The 24,044-nt window shown below is 44.2% G+C and carries 24 protein-coding genes; 20 read left to right on the forward strand and 4 right to left on the reverse strand.

From position 1 onward, the window contains the following. The first annotated feature begins 10 nt into the window (after window positions 1-10). The 4 genes from MHI53_RS07090 to MHI53_RS07105 all read left to right on the forward strand — a co-directional run bounded on the left by MHI53_RS07090 (window position 11) and on the right by MHI53_RS07105 (window position 5,635). On the forward strand, window positions 11-1,573 hold the full coding sequence (locus tag MHI53_RS07090; RefSeq protein WP_340373116.1) for an aldehyde dehydrogenase family protein: 1,563 nt from the start codon (window positions 11-13) through the stop codon (window positions 1,571-1,573). 256 nt (window positions 1,574-1,829) lie between these two features. Continuing rightward, window positions 1,830-2,612 carry a TerC family protein gene (locus MHI53_RS07095; RefSeq protein WP_340373117.1) on the forward strand — a complete coding sequence of 261 codons (783 nt, stop codon included), beginning with the start codon at window positions 1,830-1,832 and terminating at the stop codon, window positions 2,610-2,612. Between the two features lie 966 nt (window positions 2,613-3,578). Beyond that, on the forward strand, window positions 3,579-4,322 hold the full coding sequence (gene sigI, locus MHI53_RS07100) for an RNA polymerase sigma factor SigI (protein WP_100533943.1): 744 nt from the start codon (window positions 3,579-3,581) through the stop codon (window positions 4,320-4,322). Further along, entirely contained in the window at window positions 4,319-5,635 is a 1,317-nt protein-coding gene (locus MHI53_RS07105) for an anti-sigma factor domain-containing protein (RefSeq protein WP_340373118.1), read from the forward strand. The genes sigI and MHI53_RS07105 overlap by 4 nt, the downstream gene beginning before the upstream one ends. 59 nt (window positions 5,636-5,694) lie before the next feature. Here MHI53_RS07105 and MHI53_RS07110 read toward each other — a convergent pair whose 3' ends face one another. Then, on the reverse strand, window positions 5,695-5,886 hold the full coding sequence (locus tag MHI53_RS07110) for an alpha/beta-type small acid-soluble spore protein (RefSeq protein ID WP_061144489.1): 192 nt from the start codon (window positions 5,884-5,886) through the stop codon (window positions 5,695-5,697). 232 nt (window positions 5,887-6,118) lie between these two features. Between MHI53_RS07110 and MHI53_RS07115 the strand changes: the two genes are divergently transcribed. From MHI53_RS07115 to MHI53_RS07180, 14 genes are all read left to right on the forward strand, one after another. Continuing rightward, window positions 6,119-7,471, forward strand: a complete 1,353-nt coding sequence (locus tag MHI53_RS07115) for a TrkH family potassium uptake protein (protein ID WP_061144490.1) — start codon at window positions 6,119-6,121, stop codon at window positions 7,469-7,471. A 179-nt stretch (window positions 7,472-7,650) separates the two neighbouring features. Beyond that, a complete protein-coding gene (locus tag MHI53_RS07120; RefSeq protein ID WP_340373119.1) occupies window positions 7,651-9,003 on the forward strand; it encodes an ATP-binding protein in 1,353 nt (450 codons plus the stop codon). A gap of 91 nt (window positions 9,004-9,094) precedes the next feature. Beyond that, window positions 9,095-10,324, forward strand: a complete 1,230-nt coding sequence (locus MHI53_RS07125) for an acyl-CoA dehydrogenase (protein ID WP_340373120.1) — start codon at window positions 9,095-9,097, stop codon at window positions 10,322-10,324. Next, window positions 10,321-11,094 carry an SDR family oxidoreductase gene (locus MHI53_RS07130; RefSeq protein WP_061144493.1) on the forward strand — a complete coding sequence of 258 codons (774 nt, stop codon included), beginning with the start codon at window positions 10,321-10,323 and terminating at the stop codon, window positions 11,092-11,094. The genes MHI53_RS07125 and MHI53_RS07130 overlap by 4 nt, the downstream gene beginning before the upstream one ends. A gap of 32 nt (window positions 11,095-11,126) precedes the next feature. Then, window positions 11,127-12,743: a long-chain fatty acid--CoA ligase gene (locus tag MHI53_RS07135; RefSeq protein WP_061144494.1), complete on the forward strand. Its 1,617-nt coding sequence runs from the start codon at window positions 11,127-11,129 to the stop codon at window positions 12,741-12,743. 67 nt (window positions 12,744-12,810) lie between these two features. Further along, the gene (locus tag MHI53_RS07140) at window positions 12,811-13,374 is read left to right on the forward strand and encodes a TetR/AcrR family transcriptional regulator (RefSeq protein ID WP_061144495.1); all 564 of its coding nucleotides are present in this window, start codon (window positions 12,811-12,813) and stop codon (window positions 13,372-13,374) included. 42 nt (window positions 13,375-13,416) lie between these two features. Beyond that, window positions 13,417-14,301: a 3-hydroxyacyl-CoA dehydrogenase family protein gene (locus MHI53_RS07145; RefSeq protein ID WP_061144496.1), complete on the forward strand. Its 885-nt coding sequence runs from the start codon at window positions 13,417-13,419 to the stop codon at window positions 14,299-14,301. Further along, complete coding sequence (locus tag MHI53_RS07150) at window positions 14,301-15,080, forward strand: enoyl-CoA hydratase (protein ID WP_185113158.1); 780 nt, start codon at window positions 14,301-14,303, stop codon at window positions 15,078-15,080. The genes MHI53_RS07145 and MHI53_RS07150 overlap by 1 nt, the downstream gene beginning before the upstream one ends. Before the next feature lie 15 nt (window positions 15,081-15,095). Beyond that, window positions 15,096-15,497 carry a thioesterase family protein gene (locus MHI53_RS07155; protein WP_061144498.1) on the forward strand — a complete coding sequence of 134 codons (402 nt, stop codon included), beginning with the start codon at window positions 15,096-15,098 and terminating at the stop codon, window positions 15,495-15,497. Window positions 15,498-15,528: 31 nt separating this feature from the next. Continuing rightward, on the forward strand, window positions 15,529-16,590 hold the full coding sequence (locus MHI53_RS07160) for a phosphotransferase family protein (RefSeq protein ID WP_061144499.1): 1,062 nt from the start codon (window positions 15,529-15,531) through the stop codon (window positions 16,588-16,590). 4 nt (window positions 16,591-16,594) lie between these two features. Further along, entirely contained in the window at window positions 16,595-17,377 is a 783-nt protein-coding gene (locus MHI53_RS07165) for a 2-phosphosulfolactate phosphatase (RefSeq protein WP_340373121.1), read from the forward strand. Between the two features lie 5 nt (window positions 17,378-17,382). Next, window positions 17,383-18,162 (forward strand): SDR family oxidoreductase, encoded by a 780-nt coding sequence (locus MHI53_RS07170; protein ID WP_340373122.1) that lies wholly within the window; start codon window positions 17,383-17,385, stop codon window positions 18,160-18,162. A 15-nt stretch (window positions 18,163-18,177) separates the two neighbouring features. After that, complete coding sequence (locus MHI53_RS07175) at window positions 18,178-18,957, forward strand: enoyl-CoA hydratase (protein WP_340373123.1); 780 nt, start codon at window positions 18,178-18,180, stop codon at window positions 18,955-18,957. 12 nt (window positions 18,958-18,969) lie between these two features. Beyond that, window positions 18,970-19,947, forward strand: a complete 978-nt coding sequence (locus MHI53_RS07180) for an NADPH:quinone oxidoreductase family protein (RefSeq protein ID WP_340373124.1) — start codon at window positions 18,970-18,972, stop codon at window positions 19,945-19,947. A 66-nt stretch (window positions 19,948-20,013) separates the two neighbouring features. Here the strand turns inward: MHI53_RS07180 and MHI53_RS07185 are convergent, their stop codons facing one another. Further along, the gene (locus tag MHI53_RS07185) at window positions 20,014-20,355 is read right to left on the reverse strand and encodes a DUF3905 domain-containing protein (protein WP_061144504.1); all 342 of its coding nucleotides are present in this window, start codon (window positions 20,353-20,355) and stop codon (window positions 20,014-20,016) included. Window positions 20,356-20,478: 123 nt separating this feature from the next. Between MHI53_RS07185 and MHI53_RS07190 the strand changes: the two genes are divergently transcribed. Both MHI53_RS07190 and MHI53_RS07195 read left to right on the forward strand, forming a co-directional pair. Then, complete coding sequence (locus tag MHI53_RS07190; protein ID WP_061144505.1) at window positions 20,479-20,637, forward strand: hypothetical protein; 159 nt, start codon at window positions 20,479-20,481, stop codon at window positions 20,635-20,637. Further along, window positions 20,637-20,783, forward strand: coding sequence for a hypothetical protein (locus tag MHI53_RS07195; RefSeq protein ID WP_185113159.1), 147 nt, complete (start codon window positions 20,637-20,639; stop codon window positions 20,781-20,783). Before MHI53_RS07190 ends, MHI53_RS07195 begins: the two co-directional genes overlap by 1 nt. Window positions 20,784-20,821: 38 nt before the next feature. Here MHI53_RS07195 and MHI53_RS07200 read toward each other — a convergent pair whose 3' ends face one another. After that, window positions 20,822-22,582, reverse strand: coding sequence for a B12-binding domain-containing radical SAM protein (locus MHI53_RS07200; RefSeq protein ID WP_340373125.1), 1,761 nt, complete (start codon window positions 22,580-22,582; stop codon window positions 20,822-20,824). 376 nt (window positions 22,583-22,958) lie between these two features. Further along, window positions 22,959-23,984, reverse strand: coding sequence for an acyltransferase family protein (locus tag MHI53_RS07205; RefSeq protein ID WP_061144155.1), 1,026 nt, complete (start codon window positions 23,982-23,984; stop codon window positions 22,959-22,961). Between the last annotated feature and the right edge of the window lie 60 nt (window positions 23,985-24,044).

Raw genomic sequence — 24,044 nt, forward strand, 5'->3', positions numbered from 1 at the left:
GGGAGTAATTATGGAAGAAATACATGACAAGTGGGAAGTGTTTTCCCCGGCAACAGGTGAGAAGATTGCCGAAATCGAGCCGACGCCACTGTCGTCAATTCCACTTATATATACAAAATCAAGACATTCGTTCCAAACATGGTCGAAGCTTTCCATAAGTGAACGACTGCATTATTTACGACAGCTTCGCCTGCTTATGGTCGAAAAGATGGATGAGATAGCTGAAGTCATTTCCAAAGATACGGGAAAATTGAAAATTGAAGCGCTGGTGGCAGACATCATGCCAACCATTGATGCGATCAAGCATATCGAAAAACATGCGATTAAATCTCTTTCCGGAAAAAAGGTTGCCACTCCGCTCATGTTGATTGGAAAAAAATCTTATATTGAATACATGCCACGTGGGACCGTGCTGGTCATCTCGCCGTGGAATTATCCGTTCCAGCTGGCGATGGTCCCCATTCTTAACGCACTTGCAGCAGGGAATACGGTCATTGCCAAGCCATCGGAGGTAACTCCACTGGTTGGAGTATGCATCGAAAATTTGTTTGTTGAAGCTGGGTTCCCGAAGGATACGATCCAATTTGCCCATGGTGGGAAGGAATTGGGCGCAGCGTTGACGGAGCAAAAACCAGATTATATCTTTTTTACCGGATCTGTAAAGACTGGAAAAATAATTGGCGAAGTTGCGGCAAAACATTCAATACCGACCACTCTCGAGCTTGGGGGGAAGGATCCGATGATCGTCCTGCGTGATGCGAACCTGGAACGGGCAGTGAACGGCGCACTTTGGGGAGCCTTTACGAACAGCGGGCAGGTCTGTATGAGTGTCGAAAGGGTTTATGTGGAACGCCCGGTTTATCAGGAATTCCTCGCGCTGCTTAAAGAAAAAACGGAGGCCATGAGGCAAGGGACGAATTTAAAGGATGATATCGGTTCGATGACGTTTCCGGGCCAGGTGGATATTGTGGCTTCACACTTGGAGGATGCCCTCGATAAGGGAGCGATACTTGAAGCTGGAAAACTCCCAAAAGAGTGGAAAACCGGTGGGACCCATTTCATTCCACCCATGATTTTGTCCAATGTCGACCACTCCATGAGGATCATGAAAGAAGAAACATTCGGACCCGTATTGCCCGTTATGCCTTTTGATTCCGAGGAGGAAGCGGTCGCCCTGGCAAATGAAAGTGAATATGGCCTTAATTCAAGCGTATGGACAATCGATAAGGAAAAAGCAAGACGGATTGCCTCACAGTTAGTAACAGGAGCGGTAACGATCAATGATGTACTCATTACGGTTGCCAATCACCATTTACCATTTGGCGGTGCGAAACAAAGTGGCGTTGGCCGTTATCATGGCGAACAGGGACTGAAGATTTTTTGCCATGAAAAGGCGATCATGGTAGACAATGGTCACAAAAATACAGAAATTCAATGGTATCCATATGAGGGGAAATACCCAACCTTCTTATCATTGTTCCGGAACTATTTTTCCGGTAAACCGAACTGGATTGAATTTGGAAAAGATTATATGAAATTGATCAAAATATCCAAAGCGAAACGAAAAGATTGATTCATTTTAAAAAAAGATTGTTATTTTCATAATACTGGCGTATACTATTAATATACTTAATAACTGATTTTCCTTTTCAAAGGGGAGTAGCGTTAGGGTTCGCCCTAAAACAAAGTCGTCATTACGTGGATGGAAACATTCATCGGCTTTGTTGACATGATTTCATGTTCAGCAAGACCTTTGCCTATATGGCAAAGGTCTTTTTATTTTGCCGATGCCAATAGGAAGGGAATACAAACTATTGGAGGTTGAATGGATGGAAGCATCAATACTATTGGAATATGGCTGGGTCCTTCTCATTTTGGTCGGTTTGGAAGGAATACTCGCTGCGGATAACGCAGTCGTCATGGCTGTCATGGTTAAACATTTACCGAAAGAGCAACAACGTAAGGCCTTATTTTATGGTCTGATGGGAGCTTTCGTTTTCCGCTTTGCAAGTCTATTCCTAATTTCCTTTCTTGTCGACGTGTGGCAAATTCAAGCAATTGGTGCCATTTACTTACTGTTCATTGCTTTTCAGAACATTTATAAAAAATACGCTCATAAAGGTGAGAAGGAAATCACGAAGCCTAAAAAGCAATCTGGCTTCTGGATGACCGTGGTGAAAGTGGAAGCTGCAGATATAGCTTTCGCAATCGATTCTATGCTGGCTGCCGTCGCGCTTGCGGTTACACTTCCTGCAACAGGCTGGATGAAAGTCGGCGGTATTGACGGAGGGCAATTCGCTGTCATGTTCCTCGGCGGTCTGATTGGATTGATCATTATGCGATTTGCAGCCAATGGTTTTGTTAAACTGCTTCATCAGCGTCCTTCTCTGGAAACGGCTGCATTTTTGATTGTAGGTTGGGTTGGAGTGAAATTGGCGGTACACACACTCGCACACCCTTCGCTGGCGGTCATCGACCACCATTTCCCTGAATCCACCCTTTGGAAATCGATTTTCTGGGTGGTATTGATTGGCATAGCGGTAGGTGCGTGGATCATCTCAAGTAAAAAAGAGAAAAATGAGAAAAAAGAAAAACAAATACAAGAAGCATAAAAAACACTGACGAACTAAAGCAAGACTCAGCTTGCAGATCAAAGGGTTTTGGGATGATTACATTCCAAAACCCTTTTTGATGTTACAAGAATCATTGTGCGGCTCAAGCACATGTATAAGGCAATCGGGGTTCCACCTTCGTTACAATACGGAGCGGAGAGGAAAGCAACGGTTAGCGAGTTTGGGCTTTGCATCGAATTTTGGGGCAAAGTCACATAAAACTTGCGCTTTTCACATGCTCTTTGTAGGGTTTCTCGCCAGCGGGATTCCATTTTCCCATCCAGCAGAGTGGAATGAAACGGGCACTGTACAGGTCCATAAAACTGTAGGAAATGGAGAAGCTCCCTTTATTTTCACACTAAGTGGGATGGAGTGGGTGTGCGACACTCCAGCGCGAAATGCGTGACTACGTGGACCCGATAAACGCAAAGCTTGAGGAGGGTCCCCGAGCGGCCCTGGAAAGGGAGAGCCTGCCGCGCAATGGAACGGTCGTGGTACAAATCGCCAACACAATAGGCAATGAAGATTTTATCTTTCTCCTCGCACAAAGTCGAAAGTTACGAACATAACGATGATCAAAGAAACTGCAGTTCCCTCATTATTGTTTTTCACAAAAAACCTGAATCTTCTATACACGATATTTTTTAACATAAAAAACGGATTTATGGACATTACCCACATAACGCTTAGAGTGTTTTCGAATGATATGTTAAAAGCTGTGAATATTAAATTCTGGTTATAAAAATGACAATTGTCCCATTGATTTAGACAAGGATACGTAAAAAGATAATGTAATGTAACGGCACTGTAATAAACGAGAAAAAGCTAAGCACTTTGTCATGTTGCGTTATGGTGTGATTTCAACAATTCGGCAAAAATAGTTCTTTTGGTACTGTCTTTTAGACTCTCTCCGCTTAAGATAAGTATGTTGATTCATATTTTTATCAACAGAAGCGAGGTGAGCAAATGCTTGGATTGTTGTTTACAGCATTCAAAAAAAAGCGTTCTTTAGAAGAAACCGTATTGAAAATTCAACAAGGCGATATAAGCCTTCGCAATGATACGATAGAGTCATTCAAACCTTTTATAGCGAAAACCGTCTCGTCAGTGTGCAGACGTTACATATATGAATCAGATGATGAATTCAGTATAGGTCTGATTGCTTTTAACGAAGCGATCGACAAATACTCCCCTGACAAAGGCCGTTCGTTATTGGCATTTGCCGAAACCCTCGTTAAACGAAGGGTTATAGATTATTTAAGAAGCCAGTCGAAGCGGAAAGAAATCCTTTTGGATCTATCGCTTAATGATGACAATGATCAAAGCCATATATATATCGATAACGAAAATTCCATCCATGAATACGAAAAGCAAAAGGAAGCAGAGAAAAGGAAAGAAGAAATTCACCTATATATAAGCCATCTACAGGATTTTGGGCTGACATTTGAAGATCTCGTTGAAAACTCTCCAAAACATGCTGATGCCAGAAAAGGTGCAATCATGATCGCCAAGCTGCTAATGGATGACGACGAACTGAAAGAAATCCTGTTTGCAAAAAAGCGGCTGCCAGTTAAACAGCTTGAGGGAAAAGTGGAAGTAAGCAGAAAAACAATTGAACGGAATCGAAAGTACATCATTGCTGTGGCAATCATAATAAACGGAGATTTTTTGTACTTGAATGATTATATAAAAGGGGCTATCAATGGATGAAAAAAGGAGTTATTCTGTCAGTAAATAAGCGTTTTGTAACCCTATTGACCCCCGAGGGTGAATTTCTAAAAGCGAAGAGAGACGAACGGGCATATGAAGTGGGGGAGGAAATCACTTTTTCCCCACACAAGACAGCTTTCACCATTTCCAGTTTCCAATCAACTTTCAGGAAAAAGGCCGTGTTAAGTATAGCCACCACCTTTCTTATTCTTTTTTCAATCCTGCCGTCTTATTTCACTGGGCATGTGTCGGCTTATATGACGATCGATGTGAATCCCAGCATTGAATTGGAGCTGGATGACCAGTTGGATGTGCTTAAGCTTACCGGTTTAAACGAAGACGGCAAGCTTGTCATCGATCAACTGAAAGATTGGAAAGGCAAGGGAATCAAGACTGTTACAAACCAGATTGTTGAAACGACAAAGCAACTTGGATATTTAAAAGGCAAAAAACAAATAGTCGTGTCGACCACGTTATTGGATAAAGATAAAAAACTGGATAAGAATTTAAAAGAAGAGATAAAAGAAATAGCCGAGCAGGAAAACGTTTCAAAAACAAAGATGAAGGTCATCCAGGCAACGAAAAGTGAACGGAAGCAAGCCAAGGCACAAGGCATCTCGACAGGTAAATATGTCGAAAAGAAATTGAAAACGAATCAAGACAAGACAAAGGTGAATAAAAGGGTACCTGATCCTGAACAAGATAAACCGATAGAAGAGAAAAATGCCACTTCCCAAAAGCAGGGCGAAAATCAGGACAAAGACAGGCAATCGGACAGAGAAAACAAAAAAGTGAACGATGCGAATGCCGTCAAGCAAAATCGTGTAACTGAGGTCAAACAGCCCGTATCTGAACATTTAGTGACAAAGCCAGACAAAAAAAACGAAAAAACTAACCGGGATGATAAAAGCACCAAACACCCTGGGATAAAACGGTTTAAGGAAAAAAACAACGAGACAGAGAATGGACCTGGCAGCAGCCGAAGCATCCAAAACAAAAGAAGCGATCCAAACAATCAAGGCAACCGACAGAGCCGAACCATTGAACGCAAACGAAACAATCAAAGCAATCAAGATTTCCAAGCCAAGCAAAGCCGCCGTGACGACCGGAGCAATCATGCAAGAGACAAACAGAAACATGAAAAGGCGAATCAGGGTGGAAAAGGGCAGCCATCATTCCAGGAAAAGAGAAGGGGACGAGAAAAGAATCATACGGATCATGAAAGGCACGATCTAAAAAAAGGCAACCGAGAGATGAAGACACCGAAACGAGGTAAGGATCATGAGGAAAACCGGCATGGATGGAATCATTAAAAAGAGTCCAGCAGGAAGCTGGACTCTTAGCCATGGATATTCAATTGTGTGATAAATTATTATTGACCTTTAAGTTGAGATTGAGCTTGTTGTACAAGGCGTTTCGTGATTTCTCCACCAACGGAACCATTGGCACGTGCTGAAGTATCGGAACCTAATTGTACACCGAATTCTGATGCGATTTCATATTTGATTTGATCTAATGCTTGTTCGATTCCAGGAACAAGAAGGTTATTGCTGCTGTTAGCCATTTGAATCTCCCCTTTACATGTTCAACGGCTTCTGCCGCTGTAATGATAGTATAAGTAGAATGAGGAGTTTTACTTATGGTAGCAGGATCAAACTTTTTGGTAAACCTGCCTTATTGTTGCAAGGAAGTCAGTTTTAAAAGAGAATGGAAAAAAGAATGAAAAAAGGGTAAACTATATTATTAATGGGTTTGTGGTCCATCTAGTTATAAAGGAGTAAGAAAGGAAACGCTTAATGGTTGCTATAAAAAAAATATTATCAAAGTTAACACCTGCTCAGCTTATTGTCGGTTATTATTTTTTAGCTGTCAGCATTTCAACAATCCTTCTTAGTCTGCCGGTTGCCCTTAAGCCTGGTGTTGAGTGGGAATTCATGGACGCACTATTTACGGCCGTCAGTGCGGTCAGTGTAACTGGCTTGACGGTGGTCAGTACACCTGATGTGTTCAGTGAAGCTGGCTACTTCATCCTGATGTTCGTTCTCCAATTCGGCGGAATTGGCATCATGACGCTCGGAACGTTTTTTTGGCTGATCCTAGGAAAAAAGATCGGTTTGAAGGAAAGGCAATTGATCATGACGGATCAAAATCAATCGAATCTTTCAGGCCTTGTGAAATTATTGATCCAAATCATTCAGATATTTGTTGTAATTGAAATGATTGGCGCACTGGTTTTAGGGGTTTATTTTTTAAATTATTACCCAAACTGGAAAGAAGCTTTTATCAATGGGCTGTTCTTGGCAATCAGTTCCACCACGAACGCTGGTTTTGACATAACCGGCATCTCGATGATTCCTTTTAAAGGGGACTATTTTGTTCAGTTCATCACGATAATCCTGCTTACCCTTGGAGCCATCGGATTTCCAGTCTTGATTGAGTTGAAAGAATTTTTATCCAATGGTGCCCGTACTTATAAGTTTCATTTTTCCTTATTCACGAAATTGACATCCGTCACATTCTTTTCGCTCATCATTGGCGGCACGATCATGATCTTCCTCCTGGAAGTGAACGGATTCTTTAAAGACAAGAATTGGCATGAATCGTTCTTCTATTCTTTATTCATGTCTTCCAATACACGGAGCGGCGGTTTAACAACCATGAATGTGAGCGACTTTTCGGAGCCGACCCTGTTATTGATGAGCATCCTGATGTTCATTGGAGCCTCCCCAAGTTCAGTCGGAGGGGGTATCCGCACGACAACCCTGGCCATCATGATTCTTTTCTTGTGGAATTTCATGCGGGGAAGGCGCTCCATTAAAGTATTCAAGCGGGAGATACATCCAGATGATATCCGGAAGGCAACAGCCGTTATGATCATGGGTTCACTTCTATGCATAATAGCGATCTTCATTTTGACGATTACCGAGAACTTCACTTTGACCCAAATCATCTTCGAAGTATGCTCTGCTTTCGGGTCTGTTGGTCTTTCGATGGGCATCACTCCAGATCTTAGCCATACAGGTAAGATTGTCATCATGATCATCATGTTTATTGGCCGTGTCGGGATAACCTCCTTGCTTTATATCATAGGTCACAAAGAAATCAGGGAAATTTATCATTATCCAAAAGAACGTGTCATCATTGGTTAAAACAATGGCCGACCGTGAACCTTTCCTATCAGGAAAGGTTTTTTGTGTTGGTGGCAGGAATCAATGATAAAATGTTGAAATTTACCTACAAGAGAGTTATTTCGCATTTAAATATAGTTGTCCAATATGCTTCGCGTTAAGGTAGAGCAAATGCCATTAATAGGAGTCATGTAAAGGAGGTGGAGGAAATAAAGAAATATACTGGAAGAATCATGGTTCCTGCACTGTTCATCTTATTGATTTCGCCAATTTTGGCATCGACCGTCCTCAAGGAAGGCGGATTCCCTGCGTTACTGGGAATTTATTTATTTGTCGTCTTAGCCTTGGCCTGGTGTTTGGGTGCGATTTATGATGATAAACGGAGGACCATCTCACTATTGCAGGATAGCGAAGGACGATATCGCATTTTCTCCAAGTACTCCAAGGAATTGATCAATAGCTTCAATGAGGTCATTTTCCAAACGGATCATAAAGGGAAGTGGCTGTACTTAAACCCGGCCTGGAAGTCGATGAGCGGTGCAACCGTTAATGAATCACTCGGGCTGCATTTTTCAAAACATATGGATAATGCTTCATATCAAGACGTATTGAAGGCGTTTGCGGAATCCTTTCATCAAGGAAATAAATATTTTCGCGTTGACATTAAGTTACGCGATGGCAAAAAGGGAAGCAGTTGGGTCGAAGCATTTGTTAAACTGATATACGATGAAACGGGGAAATTCATCGGGACTGCAGGGATATTATCCGAAATCAATGAACGTAAGCATGCAGAAGAAGAACTAGTAAACCTGAACGAACATTTGGCAATCACATCAAGCAAGCTATCCACAGCTGCCCAACTTGCCGCAGGAATAGCGCATGAGGTAAGAAACCCGATGACGGCGATATTGGGATTCGTCAAGTTGATCAGGGATGGAGGGGCGGATAAACAGGAGTATTATGACATTATTTTTTCGGAAATAAATCGAATCGAACAAGTCTTGAATGAACTCCTGCTGCTTTCCAAACCGAGCGGTGCAGTTTTTCTTGAGAAGGATTTGAAAAAAAGCTGCAATCATGTCGTAACCTTGCTTGAGACAAATGCCGTATTGAACAATATACAAATTCAAAAAAATTATGATGCAGAACCGATTTTCATGCGCTTTGATGAAAATCAAATCAAGCAAGTATTAATCAATATCATTAAAAATTCGATAGAATCAATGCCGAATGGCGGAAATATTTTTTTGAGCATTTATGAAAAAAACGGGGAAGTGTTTGTAAGCATTTTGGATGAGGGGGAGGGCATCCCGGAAAATTCCCTTCAGAAAGTGGGAGAACCATTTTTTACGACAAAATCATCTGGAACAGGATTGGGACTTTCCGTTTGTTTCAAGATCATCGAAAAGCATGGCGGAAAGGTTTTCATAACAAGTGAGTTGAAAAAAGGAACGAAAATCGTCTGTGTATTCCCTGCCGTTCAAGAAAACGAGAGAAACGGCAGCGAAAAGGAGGAGAAAGTGGGGGCGAAGGAAGGACAAGAAAATAAGTGATTTAATTGTTGAAAAAATCGGAAAATTATGTATATACTGTAAAGGTGAAAACATACTAACCGGTCAGTTGGTAGAGGAGGAGGAAGTCAATTTGAACTTCGAACATACTCAAAAGGTGAAAGCTCTGGAAACCAAGTTAACTGAATTCATGGAAAGGTACGTCTATCCCAATGAAGCTGTATACCAGAAACAGCTCGAGAAGCAGAAAAGCCGTTGGAGCGATATACCGCCGATCTTAGCCGAATTGACGGCGAAAGCAAAGGAAGAAGGGTTATGGAATTTATTTTTACCCGATAGCAGTTATGGCGCAGGTTTAACGAATCTGGAATATGCACCGCTTTGCGAGATCATGGGAAGGTCGATGATAGGTCCTGAAATCTTCAACTGTAATGCACCTGATACAGGCAATATGGAAGTTTTGGTGAGGTACGGCTCCGACGAGCATAAGGAACGTTGGCTGAAGCCGTTGCTTGCAGGGGATATCCGCTCATGCTTCTCGATGACGGAGCCTGATGTAGCCTCCTCCGATGCCACCAATATTGAGTGCAGGATCGAAAAGTCCGGTAATGAGTATGTCATAAACGGCCGGAAATGGTGGTCTTCAGGGGCAGGAGATCCACGATGCAAGATAGCCATCGTTATGGGGAAGACAAATCCTGAAGCATCGAGGCATGAGCAACAGTCCATGATTCTTGTGCCGCTTGATACACCGGGCGTCAAAATCGAAAGAATGCTTCCTGTATTCGGCTATGACCATGCTCCTCATGGACATGCCGAGATCAATTTCGACAATGTAAGGGTCCCGGCAGCGAATATTTTATGGGGTGAGGGCAAGGGGTTTGCAATAGCCCAAGGTAGATTGGGTCCTGGAAGAATCCATCATTGCATGAGGCTGATCGGCGCGGCTGAAAGGGCGCTTGAAGAATTATGTAAGCGTATTCAAGGTCGTGTCGCGTTTGGGAAGCCTTTAGCGAGACAAGGCGTGATCATGGAGTGGGTCGCCGATTCACGGATTGAAATCGAGCAGGCCAGGCTGTTGACATTAAAGGCAGCTTATATGATGGATACGGTAGGGAACAAGGAGGCGAAGGCGGAAATTGCGATGATAAAAGTGGTTGCGCCGAATATGGCATTGAAGGTGCTTGACCGGGCCATCCAAGGCTTTGGCGCTGCAGGAATTTCCGATGATTTCCCTTTTGCCGCACATTGGGCCAATGCCCGGACGCTGAGGCTTGCTGATGGGCCCGATGAAGTGCACCGATCACAAGTGGCAAAAATCGAGCTTCGGAAATATCAACAAAAGCATGAGGTGAAAATATGAACGTGAAGGACCTATTCGATCTGACTGGAAAAACGGCAATCATAACCGGCGGCGGCAGGGGGCTAGGTGAACAAATAGCGACCGGTTTTGCCGAAGCGGGGGCTAATGTCGTCCTTTGTTCCAGGAACAAGCTGGCATGCGATGAAGTGGCTTTGAAAATCGAAGGGCTTGGAGTCAGGGCGCTTTCCTTCAAGTGCGATATCACCAATCCTTCAGATGTACAGGAAGTGGTTAATGAAACGTTTCGTGAATTCGGCTCCATTGATATTCTCGTCAACAATAGCGGCGCCTCCTGGGGCGCGCCAGCAATCGATATGCCACTTGAAGCCTGGCATAAAGTAATGAATGTCAATGTAACCGGAACCTTCATCATGAGCCAGACTGCAGCGAGGATCATGATTGAGCAGGGATATGGAAAAATCATCAACATCGCTTCCGTTGCTGGATTAGGGGGGACGGACCCACGGGTGCTCGATACGGTCGGATACAATACGAGCAAAGGGGCGGTCATTACATTAACGAAGGATCTAGCCGTAAAATGGGGCCAGCACAATATTCATGTCAATGCAATCGCACCTGGATTCTTTCCGACGAAAATGACGAAAGGGGTGCTGGCGCAAGGAGAGAATCCCATCTTGGATTCCACCCCGCTCAAAAGATTAGGCAGTGATGATGATTTAAAAGGTGCTGCCGTTTTCCTGGCTTCAAAGGCTTCAGATTATGTAACAGGAAACATCCTGGTTGTCGATGGGGGTTCACATGCAATGTAAGGACTAGTAAATAAATGGCTGGAGGGAATGTAATGACTAATGGTAAAAAGTGGCTATCCGTGTATCCCGATTCAATTTCAAAGGAAATAAAGGTGCCTGATTTCCCGATGCAAAGAATTCTTCAAAATGCATGTCAATCCTATCCAACCAATACAGCCATCACTTTTTATAATCAAAAAATCACATATCAGGAACTTTTTCTTGCGTCGCAGGCCTTTGCCTCAGCCCTTCAAAAAAAAGGGATTCAAAAGGGCGATCGTGTCGCTATCATGCTGCCTAACTGTCCGCAATATGTGATTGCATATTATGGATCCTTGACCGCTGGTGCGATCATCACCCAAATCAATCCCATGCTTGTTGAAAGGGAATTGCGGCATATCTTGCAGGACTCCGGAGCCGAAACGATCGTCGTATTGGATGGATTATATCCGAAAGTGAAGAGTGTGCAGCATCATACGAACCTGAAAAATATCATGGCAGTGAGCCTGCAGCCATCGAAGGCCGTTTTCTCGCCTGATACTTCATTTGATGAATTCATGGAGGGAGGAGACGGCAACATCAATCCTGTATCCATCGATCCGGAACATGATATCGCCGTTCTTCAATATACAGGAGGGACGACGGGACGTTCGAAAGGGGCCATGCTGACTCACCGCAATATTCTTGCAAACGTCGTTCAGTGCTACGAATTCTTCAAGCATGAATTAAATATCGGTTCTCAAAGAACGCTATCGATCATCCCGCTTTTCCATGTTTTTGGAATGACATCCGCCATGAATTTATCCGTATTTATCGCCGGTGATTCAATCATGCTGCCACGATTCGAAATAGATGAAGTGCTTGAAACGATCAAACGTGAGCAGCCGACGACTTTTCCCGGAGTTCCGACCATGTATGTAGCACTGACGAACCATCCAAAGGCCGAAGAGTATGGGATGGACTCGATTAAACTCTGTAACAGCGGAAGTGCACCAATGCCGGTAGAGCTTTTACGAGAGTTTGAACGGAAATCGGGTGCGAAGATCTTGGAAGGCTATGGGCTTACGGAAGCTTCGCCAACAACGCATTGCAACCCGGCATTTGCCGAAAGGAAGCCGGGAAGTGTCGGGATCGGCGTCCCTTCGACGGAATATAAAGTCATGGATCTAGGTGATGGAACAAAAGAAGTGGCACCAGGTGAATTGGGTGAATTGGTCGTCAAAGGTCCCCAAGTGATGAAAGGGTATTGGAATATGCCAGAGGAAACGGCAGTCACCCTTAGGGACGGCTGGCTATATACCGGGGATATCGCCAAGGTTGATGAAGAAGGATACCTTTATATCGTCGATAGGAAGAAGGACTTGATCATTGCAAGCGGCTATAACATTTACCCGCGTGATGTGGAAGAAGTACTCTATGAACATCCTGCTGTGCGGGAAGCGGTGGTCATCGGAGTTCCGGATGCCTACAGAGGAGAGTCGGTAAAAGCAGTGCTTGTACTGAAAGATGGGAAAATGGCAAGTGAACAGGAAATCATCGATTACTGCCGTGCAAACCTGGCTGCCTATAAGGTTCCGCATTTCGTTGAATTTCGTGAAGAGTTGCCAAAAACGAATGTCGGAAAGATATTGAGGCGGGCTTTAAGGGAAGAACTATCCAATAAATTATAGGGTTCAAGAGTACGACAGCGTATGATATCGATTCACTGAAATTTTAACAGATTGCGAGGATGCATACATGAAGGAAAAAATGACTGAACATAGCATACGCTTATTCGAAAAAAAGGGCTTCAGTGAAACGTCGATTACGGATATCGTCGAATCGATTGGCGTTACGAAAGGTACATTTTATTATTATTTCACGAGCAAAGAGCAATTGCTGATGGATATTCATCTAGCGTATATAGATGAATTGCTTAATGAGCAAGCAAAAATCATTTCGACTCCAGGGAAAACCTGCAAGGATATCCTTTTCGATATCGTTCATATGCTTTTAAAAAGCATTAAAACGAAAAAGTCGAGCGCAACGGTCTTTTTTCGGGAAATGAAAAATCTAAGTAATGAAAAATTGGCACAAATCCTCCCAAAACGAGATGAATTTCGCAGCAAAATCGAGCAGGTGCTGATTTGTGGCATCGAGAGTGGTGAATTGCGTGCCAATCTCGATGCCTCCATCATCTCCTTTGCCATTTTGGGGGTGGCTAATTGGAGCTATCATTGGTTCGACCCAGAGGGTGAAAAAAATGAGCGGGAAGTGGCAGACATTTTCATGGGGATGATTCTACATGGAATTGAAGCATGATATATGGGCTACATACTGACTAGTTAGAAGGGAGATTGAAACATGACAAACGAGCAAATTCAATCGATAACCGTTATCGGAGCCGGCCAGATGGGGCATCAAATCGCGATGCTTGCCGCTTTGGGAGGATATGAGACGATTCTTCAGGATGTCCAGGAACAAGCATTGAATGAAGCCAAGGGGAAATTGGAAGCGATCATGACCAAATGGGTCCAAAAAGGTAAATTGTCAGAAGATCGGAAATTGGCGGCTTTTAGCCGACTTCAATACACTTCCGACTTGGAGAAGGCGGCCGAAGGAGCTGATTTGATCATTGAAGCGGTTGTAGAAAAACTTGATGTGAAGCAGGATGTTTTCGCAAAACTGGACAAGTTGGCACCTGCTGAAACCATTTTCGCCACCAATAGTTCAACGATTGTCAATAGCTTGCTTGCAAGCGTGACAACACGTCCGGACAAGTTCATCAATATGCATTTCTTTTTCCCGCCTCTAGTAATGGATTGTGTTGAAGTGGTCATGAGCGATCAAACATCTGAAGAAACAGCAAAGCAAGCGATGAAAGTCACACAGAGAATGAATAGGACCGGCGTGTTATTAAGGAAAGAAATATCGGGATTCGTAGCCAATCGGATTTTGGGTGCCCTTCAGCGTGAAGCTTTATATTTGTATGAAGAAGGAATTGTCGACTATAAGGATATCGATTTAATTTGCCGAAAAGCGCTAAGCCATCCCATCGGACCGTTTGAACTGATGGATTTATCGGGAATTGATGTAGGCTATTTTGTCATGCAGCAGCGATACAATGAAACGGGAAATCCTGAGGACAAGCCGAATGCGAGTATCGAAGAAAAGGTGAAGCAGGGCCATTTAGGAAGGAAATCGGGTAAGGGCTGGTATGAATATCCAAATCAAGGGGTGAAGCATTGATGACAAGGTTCATTAAAGTGGAAAAGGAAAACAAGCTTGCAATCATCACCATTGATAATCCACCGTTAAACGTCATTAGCAAACACGTATTCAAAGAATTGGGAGAGACCTTCACGGAACTTTCCCGCGACAATGAAACGGTAGCCGTCCTCATAACGGGCGCTGGGGATATGGCGTTTGCAGCCGGTGCCGATATAAAGGAATTCCCTAACCTGATGGGAAATCCGAATATGAAGGAAACGGTAAAGGAAGGGCATGCTGTATTGACGATGGTTGACCAGTTCCCTAAACCGACGATAGCTGTATTGAACGGCCTCACTTTAGGAGGAGGATGCGAACTCGCTTTGGCCTGTGACTTGCGCATTGCAGAGGCTCAAGTCCAAATCGGCCTTCCCGAGGTTAAATTAGGCTTATTTCCTGGGGGCGGCGGGACACAACGCCTGTCCCGGCTTGTTGGAAATGCAAAAGCAAAGGAAATCATTTTTACCGGTGATCCTCTTGATGCCAAAGAAGCGGAAAAGATTGGGCTCGTCAATAAAGTCGTCGGAAAGGGCAGCGGTTTGGCCGAGGCGAAAATGCTGGCCTCAAGGATAACCAGGCACTCCCTGCAGGCGCTTTCGAGAATCAAGAAGGCGATCAATGATGGAAGTGAAGCGACACTTGAAGAAGGACTGGAGCTAGAAACGAATTTATTCGTGGAAATCTTTCAAACCGAAGATGTAAAAGAGGGTGTTTCCGCTTTCCTGAATAAGCGTAAACCGTCTTTCGTACACCGTTAATCAAGGAGGGGTCTTATGCATGAATTCAGAGTGAACGTCCGTTTTTCCGAAACGGATGCCTTTGGTCCTATCAATAACACCAGTTATTTCATCTATCTCGAAGAAGCACGCATGAAGTTCTTTGAAGCTCTCGGTCTTGCAATGGATGCTCAACCATGGAATTTTTTATTAGCCTCGACAAACTGTAATTTTATTGGTCAAGGTTACTTCAATCAACTGTTGACGATAAAGACTTCATTGACAAAGGTAGGCACAAAAAGCTGTGATATGATCCACGAAATCCTTTGTTCCCAAACGGGAGAGATCATTGCCGAGGGGCATGCGGTTTTGGTCTGTTATAATTTTGCCACTCAAAAAAGTGAACCGATACCTGAAAAGATGAAAGAGAAGCTCATCTCGGAGATTGTACTTCATTAGCTTGAAATAAGTAGAAAGGATTGAAGCATATATGGTGGACGATACGATTCCAGTTCGGCCCGGGGAGGAGCTAAATATTGACGTTTTAGAAAATTTTCTCAGGAAAAATGTCAAGGATCTTCCCATTGAGCCGTTAAACCTTCAACAATTTTCAACCGGCTATTCAAACTTGACCTATCAATTGAAAATGGGGGAGTGGGAGGCTGTCCTGAGAAGACCGCCGCTTGGTCCTGTCGCTCCCAAGGCACACGATATGAAGCGTGAACATCATATCCTTTCTTCCATCCATCCCTATTTCCAATCGGCCCCCGAGCCTATCTTGTTTTCGGATGATGAATCGATTGTGGGAGCCCCCTTTTTCTTAATGGAAAGGAAACATGGACTGGTCATAGATGGTGCATTTCCCGAAGGCATCGTTCCTACGGTGGAGCGATGCCGCAGCCTTTCTCATGTCATGGTCAATCGGCTCGCCGATCTTCACGCGATTCCATATGAGAAAACGGGATTAGTGGAAATCTCCAGACCAGATGGATTCATCAAGAGGCAGGTACACGGGTGGATTTCGCGATATGAGAGGGCAAAGACGGATGAAATCAAAGAATTGATGCCGCTCCTTACTTATTTACAGCAGAATATCCCACAATATAGCCAGACTTCGATCATCCATTATGACTATAAGATCAACAATGCCAGGTTCAATCAAGACCTTACGGAAATGGTGGGGTTATTCGATTGGGAGATGGCGACCGTTGGCGATCCGCTCGCCGATCTAGGAGTGGCCTTAAGCTATTGGATGGAAAGCGATGACCCCGAATTGATCAAACTTGGCCTTGGACATGCTTCAATCACCACTTTAAACGGTTTTTTGACGCGAGAGGAATTTATCGAGACGTATGCAAGCAGAAGCGGCAGGGATGTATCCAATATCGATTTTTATGTTACCTTTGGTTATTTTAAATTGGCCGTCATCCTTCAGCAAATCTATTCCAGGTATAAAAAAGGGCAGACGAATGATCCCCGCTTTTCCCAACTTGGAAAAACGGTAAAAAGCTTGGTTACCCATGCAGCCAATGTTGCAGCGAAGGAAGTTTAAAGGCATGGGGCATGTACAAAACATTCATTTACTTTTAAAAAAAGAAGAGATCCGGAGGGATAAGCTTTCCGAAGGAGAGAAAGTGGCGGTCGTCCTCGATGTGCTGTTAGCGACCACCACGATCATTTCGGCGCTTCATAGCGGAGCTCGCCGGGTGATACCTGTCATGGACCCTACTGAGGGCTTGTTAATCAGCAAGGAGGAGGAACAGGGTGAGTATGTATTGGCAGGAGAGCTTAATGCGGCGCCTGTTGATGATTTGATCTATCCAAGTCCGACGCTGTTGAAGAAGATGGTACGCGATAAGACGCTCATCCTGTCCACAACCAACGGAACGGTTGCTTTGAGAAATTCTGCCGCTGCCAAAAAGGTGTATATCGCTTCTTTGTTGAATAACCCGTCTGTTGCAGAAAAAATAAAACGACAGCATCAGTCCGAAACGATCATCATCGTGTGTTCCGGAAACTCAGGTGAATTCAGCCTGGAGGATTTTTACGGGGCAGGACATTTGATCGATTGCCTGATGCTTGGCTCACGGGAGAGATTCATCCTCAATGATGCCGCAAAGGCTGCAAACGCGCTCTATCGCACGAATATCGAAAATGCTTTCGATATCCTGCAATCATCATATGTCGGACAGCTGTTCGACAGGCACAGCTTGATCGACGATTTGAAATTGGCTGCGAATAAAGGCTCGATCGATCTTGTTCCCGAAATGGTGGATGGAAGAATCGAAGCTGAATCAAGCAGGCTCGAAATGCAGCATCAAAATCCGGATAAGAGGTGAAAGGGATGAAATTCTCACAGTCAATAGCGGTGGTGACAGGAGCAGGTTCCGGAATTGGGAAAGCTACTGCCCAGCGCTTATCGGATGAAGGGGCAAGCGTATTGCTGGTCGGGCGGACCAAAGCGAAGCTGAAGGAGGCGGCAGCTGAAATAAATGCCAGGCATACCAGGCCGGTCGCCGATATTTTCCCGGCAGATGTGACGGACGAGGAAGATGTCATGGAGCTTGCGATGTATGTGAAGGAACATTATCGCGATCTTCACATTTTAATCAATAATGCGGGCGGTTCAAGGTCCTCGAAGCTTTTGGACACCTCAGAGGATGATTGGGACATGGTTCAGGATGTCAACTTGAAAAGTGTATTCCTTGTGTCCAAGCATTTGGGGAAATTGATGGTGGAAGGAGCGAGCGGAGAAGTGGGAGACCGTGTAAATCGGGCAATCGTGAATGTCGCTTCCTTATCGGGACATCAGGCGGGAGCAGTCATTCCCCACTACAGCTCAGCTAAAGCAGGGGTCATCAGCTTAACGAAATCTCTGGCATTGGAACTGGCCCCTGCGGGTATCCGGGTCAATTCCGTTTCGCCAGGATTCATAGAAACACCATTAACGGAGGATGGACTGCAAAATGAAAAATTCGTGAAGTCCATCCAGCGGAACACGGTATTGGAACGGGTGGGGAAGGCTCAGGAAATTAGCAACGTCATCGCGTTTGCTGCATCAAGTGAGGCCTCCTATATGACGGGGACCGACATTCTTGTCGACGGCGGCTGGCTAATCAAATAATAAGGAGATGGGAAAATGATAAAAGACCATTTATTGACAGAGGTAACAGGCAATGTATTGATATTGACTTTGAATCGACCTGAAAGTTTGAATGCCTTCAGTCCGGAGATGATTTCCACCCTGACGAAGGAAATCAAGGAGATCAAAGAAAAGCCCCATATAAGGGCAGTCGTCATCAAAGGGTCGGGACGGTCTTTTACCGCTGGCGGCGACGTGAAATCGATGGGGAAGGCCTCTGCCGGCCAATTATATGACCATGTCGGGAGGATGAATGATTGTATATTGGCTCTTGATGCTGCCGAGGTTCCCGTAATTGCTGCCGTCCATGGGTTCGCGGCAGGAGCCGGCTTTAATTTGGCCCTTGCCTGTGATTTGATCATTGCCTCCGAAGACAGTCAATTTGCCATGAGTTTTTCCCAGGTTGGCTTGATTTCGGATGGAGGGGGTTCGTACTTTTTACCGAAGCTGGTAGGACCACATCTTGCAAAGCAGCTCTTCTTCTCGGCTGAACCGATTTCAGCTGAGCGTTTATATCAGTTAGGCATCATAAATTATCTATGTCCACTCGATCAACTTGAGGAAGAAACATTCACGCTTGCGAAAAAGCTGGCCAATGGACCGACAAAAGCCTATGGAATGATGAAAAAGCTCGTTAGCCATTCGTTTACGGCGACGCTTGATGAAATGCTCGAGCAAGAGCGAATTACCCAAACGTTGATGGCATCAACGGAAGATCACTTGGAGGGAGTCACTGCTTTCAAGGAGAAAAGAAAACCGGAATTCACAGGAAATTGAGGGGGGACCATGATGAGAGCGATACAATTTAAAGAATATGGCGGGCCGGATGTATTAAAAATGACAGATACGGAAAGACCGGTCCCAACTGGCCATGAGGTGTTGATTGAAATCGATTGTGTCGGCGTCAATTATGCAGATACAGCCAGAAGGGAAGGGCAATATGTTGTGCCAACGCCGCTGCCGTTCATCCCGGGTGCGGAAGTGGCTGGAGTTGTGGTCGAGGTTGGCGGGAAAGTGACCAAAATCAAACCAGGTACAAGGGTGGTGAGCCTAATTGAATCGGGGGGGTATTCCGAAAATGCCTTGTCCGACGAGTACTCTGTCATTCCGATCCCAGACGCCATTTCCTTTCATGAAGCTGCAGCATTGCCCCTTCAAGGGCTGAGTGCTTATCATATTTTAAAGACGATGGGACGATTGCAGCAAGGAGAAACGGTCTTGGTACATGCCGCAGCAGGTGGAGTGGGAACGATCGCGGTCCAGCTTGCGAAAATATTCGGTGCAGCTAAAGTGATTGCAACTGCCAGCACGAAGGAAAAGTTGGAATTGGCCAAAAAACTGGGCGCTGATGTACTGATCGATTACACGGAGGAAGGCTGGGAATTGAAGGTTCGCGAGGCCACAGGAGGGAAGGGAGTTGACGTGGCGCTGGAGATGGCTGGGGGTGACATATTCAATAAAACGTTGAAGTGCCTGGCACCATTCGGCCGTCTTGTTGTATTTGGCAATGCCAGCCGTGAGGGCTATACGATGAACCCGCAGCAATTAATGAGACGCAATCAATCCGTCGTAGGCTTTTTCCTGCCCCAAATCATGAAAAATCCTGATTTGCTTTTGCCCAGCATCGACGACCTTTTTTCATACGTTGCATCAGGAGAGCTTAAACTGACGATCGGCGGAATCTATCCGTTTGAAAAGGCAGCCAATGTTCATGAAGAAATGAATACCCGTCAAACGACCGGGAAATTGATCTTGCAGGTTAAATGAAGGAAAGGGGTGCACCGAAGGAGTGGTACACCCCTTTTTCCCAAAGGATTAAAAGCAAAGAGCAATTCAATCCGTTTCGGCGCTGACATCTTTTTCAGGATGCAAAAAGGGCGGCTGGGGCGTTCTTTTTGCTTCTAAGAGTTCACGGTTTTCCGCTGTATTCCAGCCTATATCATTGGTGGGATGGATCCATTCGTCTCCAGCCATGATTTCGGGATCGGTATCTTCACTCCAATTTTCAAGGGGGGAGTTTTCTGATGCATATTTACTGTCCCCGATCACGACGCCGTAATCATTAACAAATGGAGCTTGTGGTTTTATGCCCGTTCCTTTAAAGCTTGGCGCGTTGATTTGGTGCGGCTGTGTATCCGCGATGATGGGTGAATCCATTTTCTTGTTCTTTTTCATAGCCTATCTCCCTTTTTTGTTTACGGTTATTTTTCTCGTCTGTCCCTATATTATCCCTGAATAATTTCCGTCCTAATTACCCCATCATAAACCGTTAACTTTATTGAAAAAGGATGGATGAAAATGAAACGGAAAGCCAATGTGGATGGAGCTGTCAAAGCAAGTAAAACCCCAAAAAGAAACCAAGCTGAAAATGACTTCTCAAATGAGTTTGCAGCAGAAGAAAACCCAATGAAGGGTGCCAACCGCAATTCAAAGCAGGGCAGAAAAGGAAGAAGTTAATGAATAAGGACAAGCGGCCCCAAGCGGAAAAACAGATCGGAGAACATGTACGGACAGAATTCGGAATGGAATTCAGCGGTGACATGAACGCAACCAAGATTTATGAAATATTGGCAAAAGAAAATAAAAAGCGGGATAATAAGTAAAAAAAGGGGACGGATCCATTTTGGATCCGTCCTTGTTCTTACAATACAGAAATTCCTGAATCGGGCATGGCGAAGACCTTTGAGCCATTACCGCCCGGATCGAAATAAGTGAGCATGATCGAAGGCTTCTCGATGATGGTTCCCTCAGTTAAATAGATACCCAAATCAAAAGGGAGGGCCTCAAGCAATGTATGTTTGTGGATTTCCTTTTCATTAAGCCCCAAGGCTGAATATTTGTCCCCAAGCAGCTCAGGTTCGGATAAGATGGCATCATAAATCTCTTTCCGCCCTTGTTTGTCCAGTGATGGTTCCCACCATGGTTTACGCGGCTTGAATTTTTGATTATTGAAATAATCCAACTTCATGAGACCTGTAATAGTTTCCAGCTGACTCGGCTCACGGAATGCCAGAAACTGCAGCAGCCGTTTGAATAAGTCCTCCAATTGATGTCCGATACGGGACCACCCTTGTTGATCCCAAAATGTTCCGAAGGCCTGAAAAAAGTCAAAGGGTGATTGAAAGACCGTGTTGACCAGGTATTCAGTCGCATGATCCATCCTATGATCATTCCAGTACTTTTCAAGAACATCCTCCACTTGCTTGATCCGCACGATATCATCAAAGGACAAAACATTATTCCCGAGAATTTCATAGGGTGCATGTTCACTGTAAATATACCGATGTTCATCGGCACGTATCCTCAACCCAGTCCCGCGGAGCATTTTCAAAAAGCCAAGTTGCATCTCTTCTGGTCTGAGTGCGAAAACATCATTGAAGGTCTTTTTGAAGGTTAGATAATCTTCTTCAGGTAAACCGGCAATCAAATCTAAGTGCTGATCTATTTTCTTGCCTTCTTTCACCATCGTAACGGTCCTGGTCAGTTTTTCGAAGTTTTGTCTTCGCATGACGAGATCATTCGTATGGTCGTTTGTTGATTGTACACCGATTTCAAAGCGGAACAGCCCTGCGGGAGCCTTGTCGTTCAAAAACTGGATAACCTCCGGACGCATGATGTCTGCAGTGATTTCAAACTGGAACACCACTCCCGGCTGATGTTCATCAATCAAGAATTGGAACATATCCATCGCATAGCTTCGGCTGATATTAAAGGTCCGATCAACGAATTTAATGGTCTTTGCCCCATTATTCATCAAGTACCTGATATCTTCCTTAATCTTTTCACGGTCAAAATACCTGACACCCACTTCGATGGAGGAAAGGCAAAATTGGCAGCTGAACGGACAGCCGCGGCTGGTTTCGATATAGGTGACCCGCTTGGATAGATCACGGCGGTCTTCTTCCAAACGATAGGGGGTAGGAAGCGATTTGAGATCAACCTTGCCGTTCTGCGGCTGGATGATTTTTTTTCCGTCCTCCCGATAGGCGATGCCGCCAATCCTCTTATAGTCTTGTGATCCTTCTATTTCAGATAAAAGGGACTTGAAGGTGACCTCACCTTCTCCCATTACGATAAAATCAGCTCCGGGAATTTGGTCAAGCCAATCGTTAACATCATATGTAACTTCAGGCCCCCCGAGAATGATGATTAATTCTGGATTGATTTTTTTAAGCATGGCTATGACTTTCATCGTTTCCTCGATATTCCAGATATAACAGCTGAATCCGACGACATCAGGTTTTTTGGAATGAAGGTCACCTACAATGTTCATGATCGGGTCTTTTATCGTATATTCCGCCAGCTGCACCTCATAATCCGGCTGGGCATACGCCTTTAAATATCGTATCGAGAGCGATGTATGGATATATTTTGCGTTAAGGGTACTAATGATTATATTCATCATGAAGAAACGCCTGTCTCCTTTCATGTTCTAATTAAGACAGTAAATACTAACGAGTAATTCTACCATAGCCTACACCATTTGAAAAACGGATAACCAGAATTATTATTTTATAAACCATCAGTGAAAAGGGACTCCGCAACCTGAACGTTGGAAGCCCGCTTCATTATTATCGAGATTACTGAAACGAAAGGTGTCAGACTCCCACTTGGGAATGTCGTACATAGGGGGGATCTCCCAAGCGCTAGGGAGAAAGCGCCCGGAACGTCCGCTAAAAAGCTTGTGCCGGATTGTGTGCAATGAAAAGGGGAGTATCAAAAGAATGCAGGTGAACTTCATTATCCTCGAGTTCACCTGCATTCATAACAGCTTTCTTTTAAAAAGCTTGTTTTATATATTCTTTCGTTCTCGTCATGAACCGTTTTGTTTTGGTGGCCTTCAGTTCTATGATTGGCTGGGCCATGGTTGCGATCATCTCGCTTGATAACAGGACCGTGATCAAGAATGATAGGCAGGCAAGCATGATGAAGCTTTCCGTATTACTGAAATAGTCATGTATCGTACTCTCACGGAAGAATCGAATGAAGAATCCATGCAGCAGATAAACATATAAAGTTTGCTTACCCCAATTGGTAAAGAAATACTGTCCCCGCGGGATGAAGGATAAGAAGCTGAACACGGAAATGAGGCTTAACCCGTAAAACCCAAGGCGTTTGAACATCGACACGATCGTTGCATCTTCCAGCTCGGCATATGGCTTGGAACCGAGCAGCCATTTATAATTGATATCGGTATTTAAATAAAAGCCGATGAATATCACTAACATGACACCAAGGGAAGCGAAACGAACTTTTGGTGTAAATAATTTCTTTAGATGGTCCTTACTTAAATGATAGCCGATTAAGAACATCGGGAAAAAAACGAAAGTCCTTGAGAGACTAAGGTAATTGGAGATATTGTCCATATAACCAATCAATAAGGCGATCATAATCGATAAACCTATCCCTATTGATGGTTTTAGCTTTGAAAATCCAAGCAGCATGATGTTCCAGCAAAATAGACTAATCAAGAACCAAAGAGACCACTGCGGATCAAGCAAGTCAACAGTGAGGGCAGACCTTTGATAAAGGAAATAATAATAAACGGCATATATTAATTGAAAGATGACGTAAGGTAAAATCAATTTTTTCGTAATTTTAGCTAAATATCCTTTTTGATAGAAGCCTTTTGCAAAGAACCCCGAAACTAGGATAAAGGCTGGCATGTGAAAGGAATAAATGGTTTTATATAAAGCGTAAATCGTTTCATTATCATGGATATACGTATTAAGCAAATGTCCAAAAACGACAAATGCCATAAGAATGAACTTGGCATTATCAAAGAAAAAATCGCGTTGTTTCATAGTTGCCTCCATTTAAGAGAATTTTAAGGTAGCTAGAAAGCATTGTTATTTTTATACCCT

The organism is Peribacillus sp. FSL E2-0218, assembly GCF_037992945.1.
GTDB classification, from domain to species: domain Bacteria; phylum Bacillota; class Bacilli; order Bacillales; family DSM-1321; genus Peribacillus; species Peribacillus simplex_B.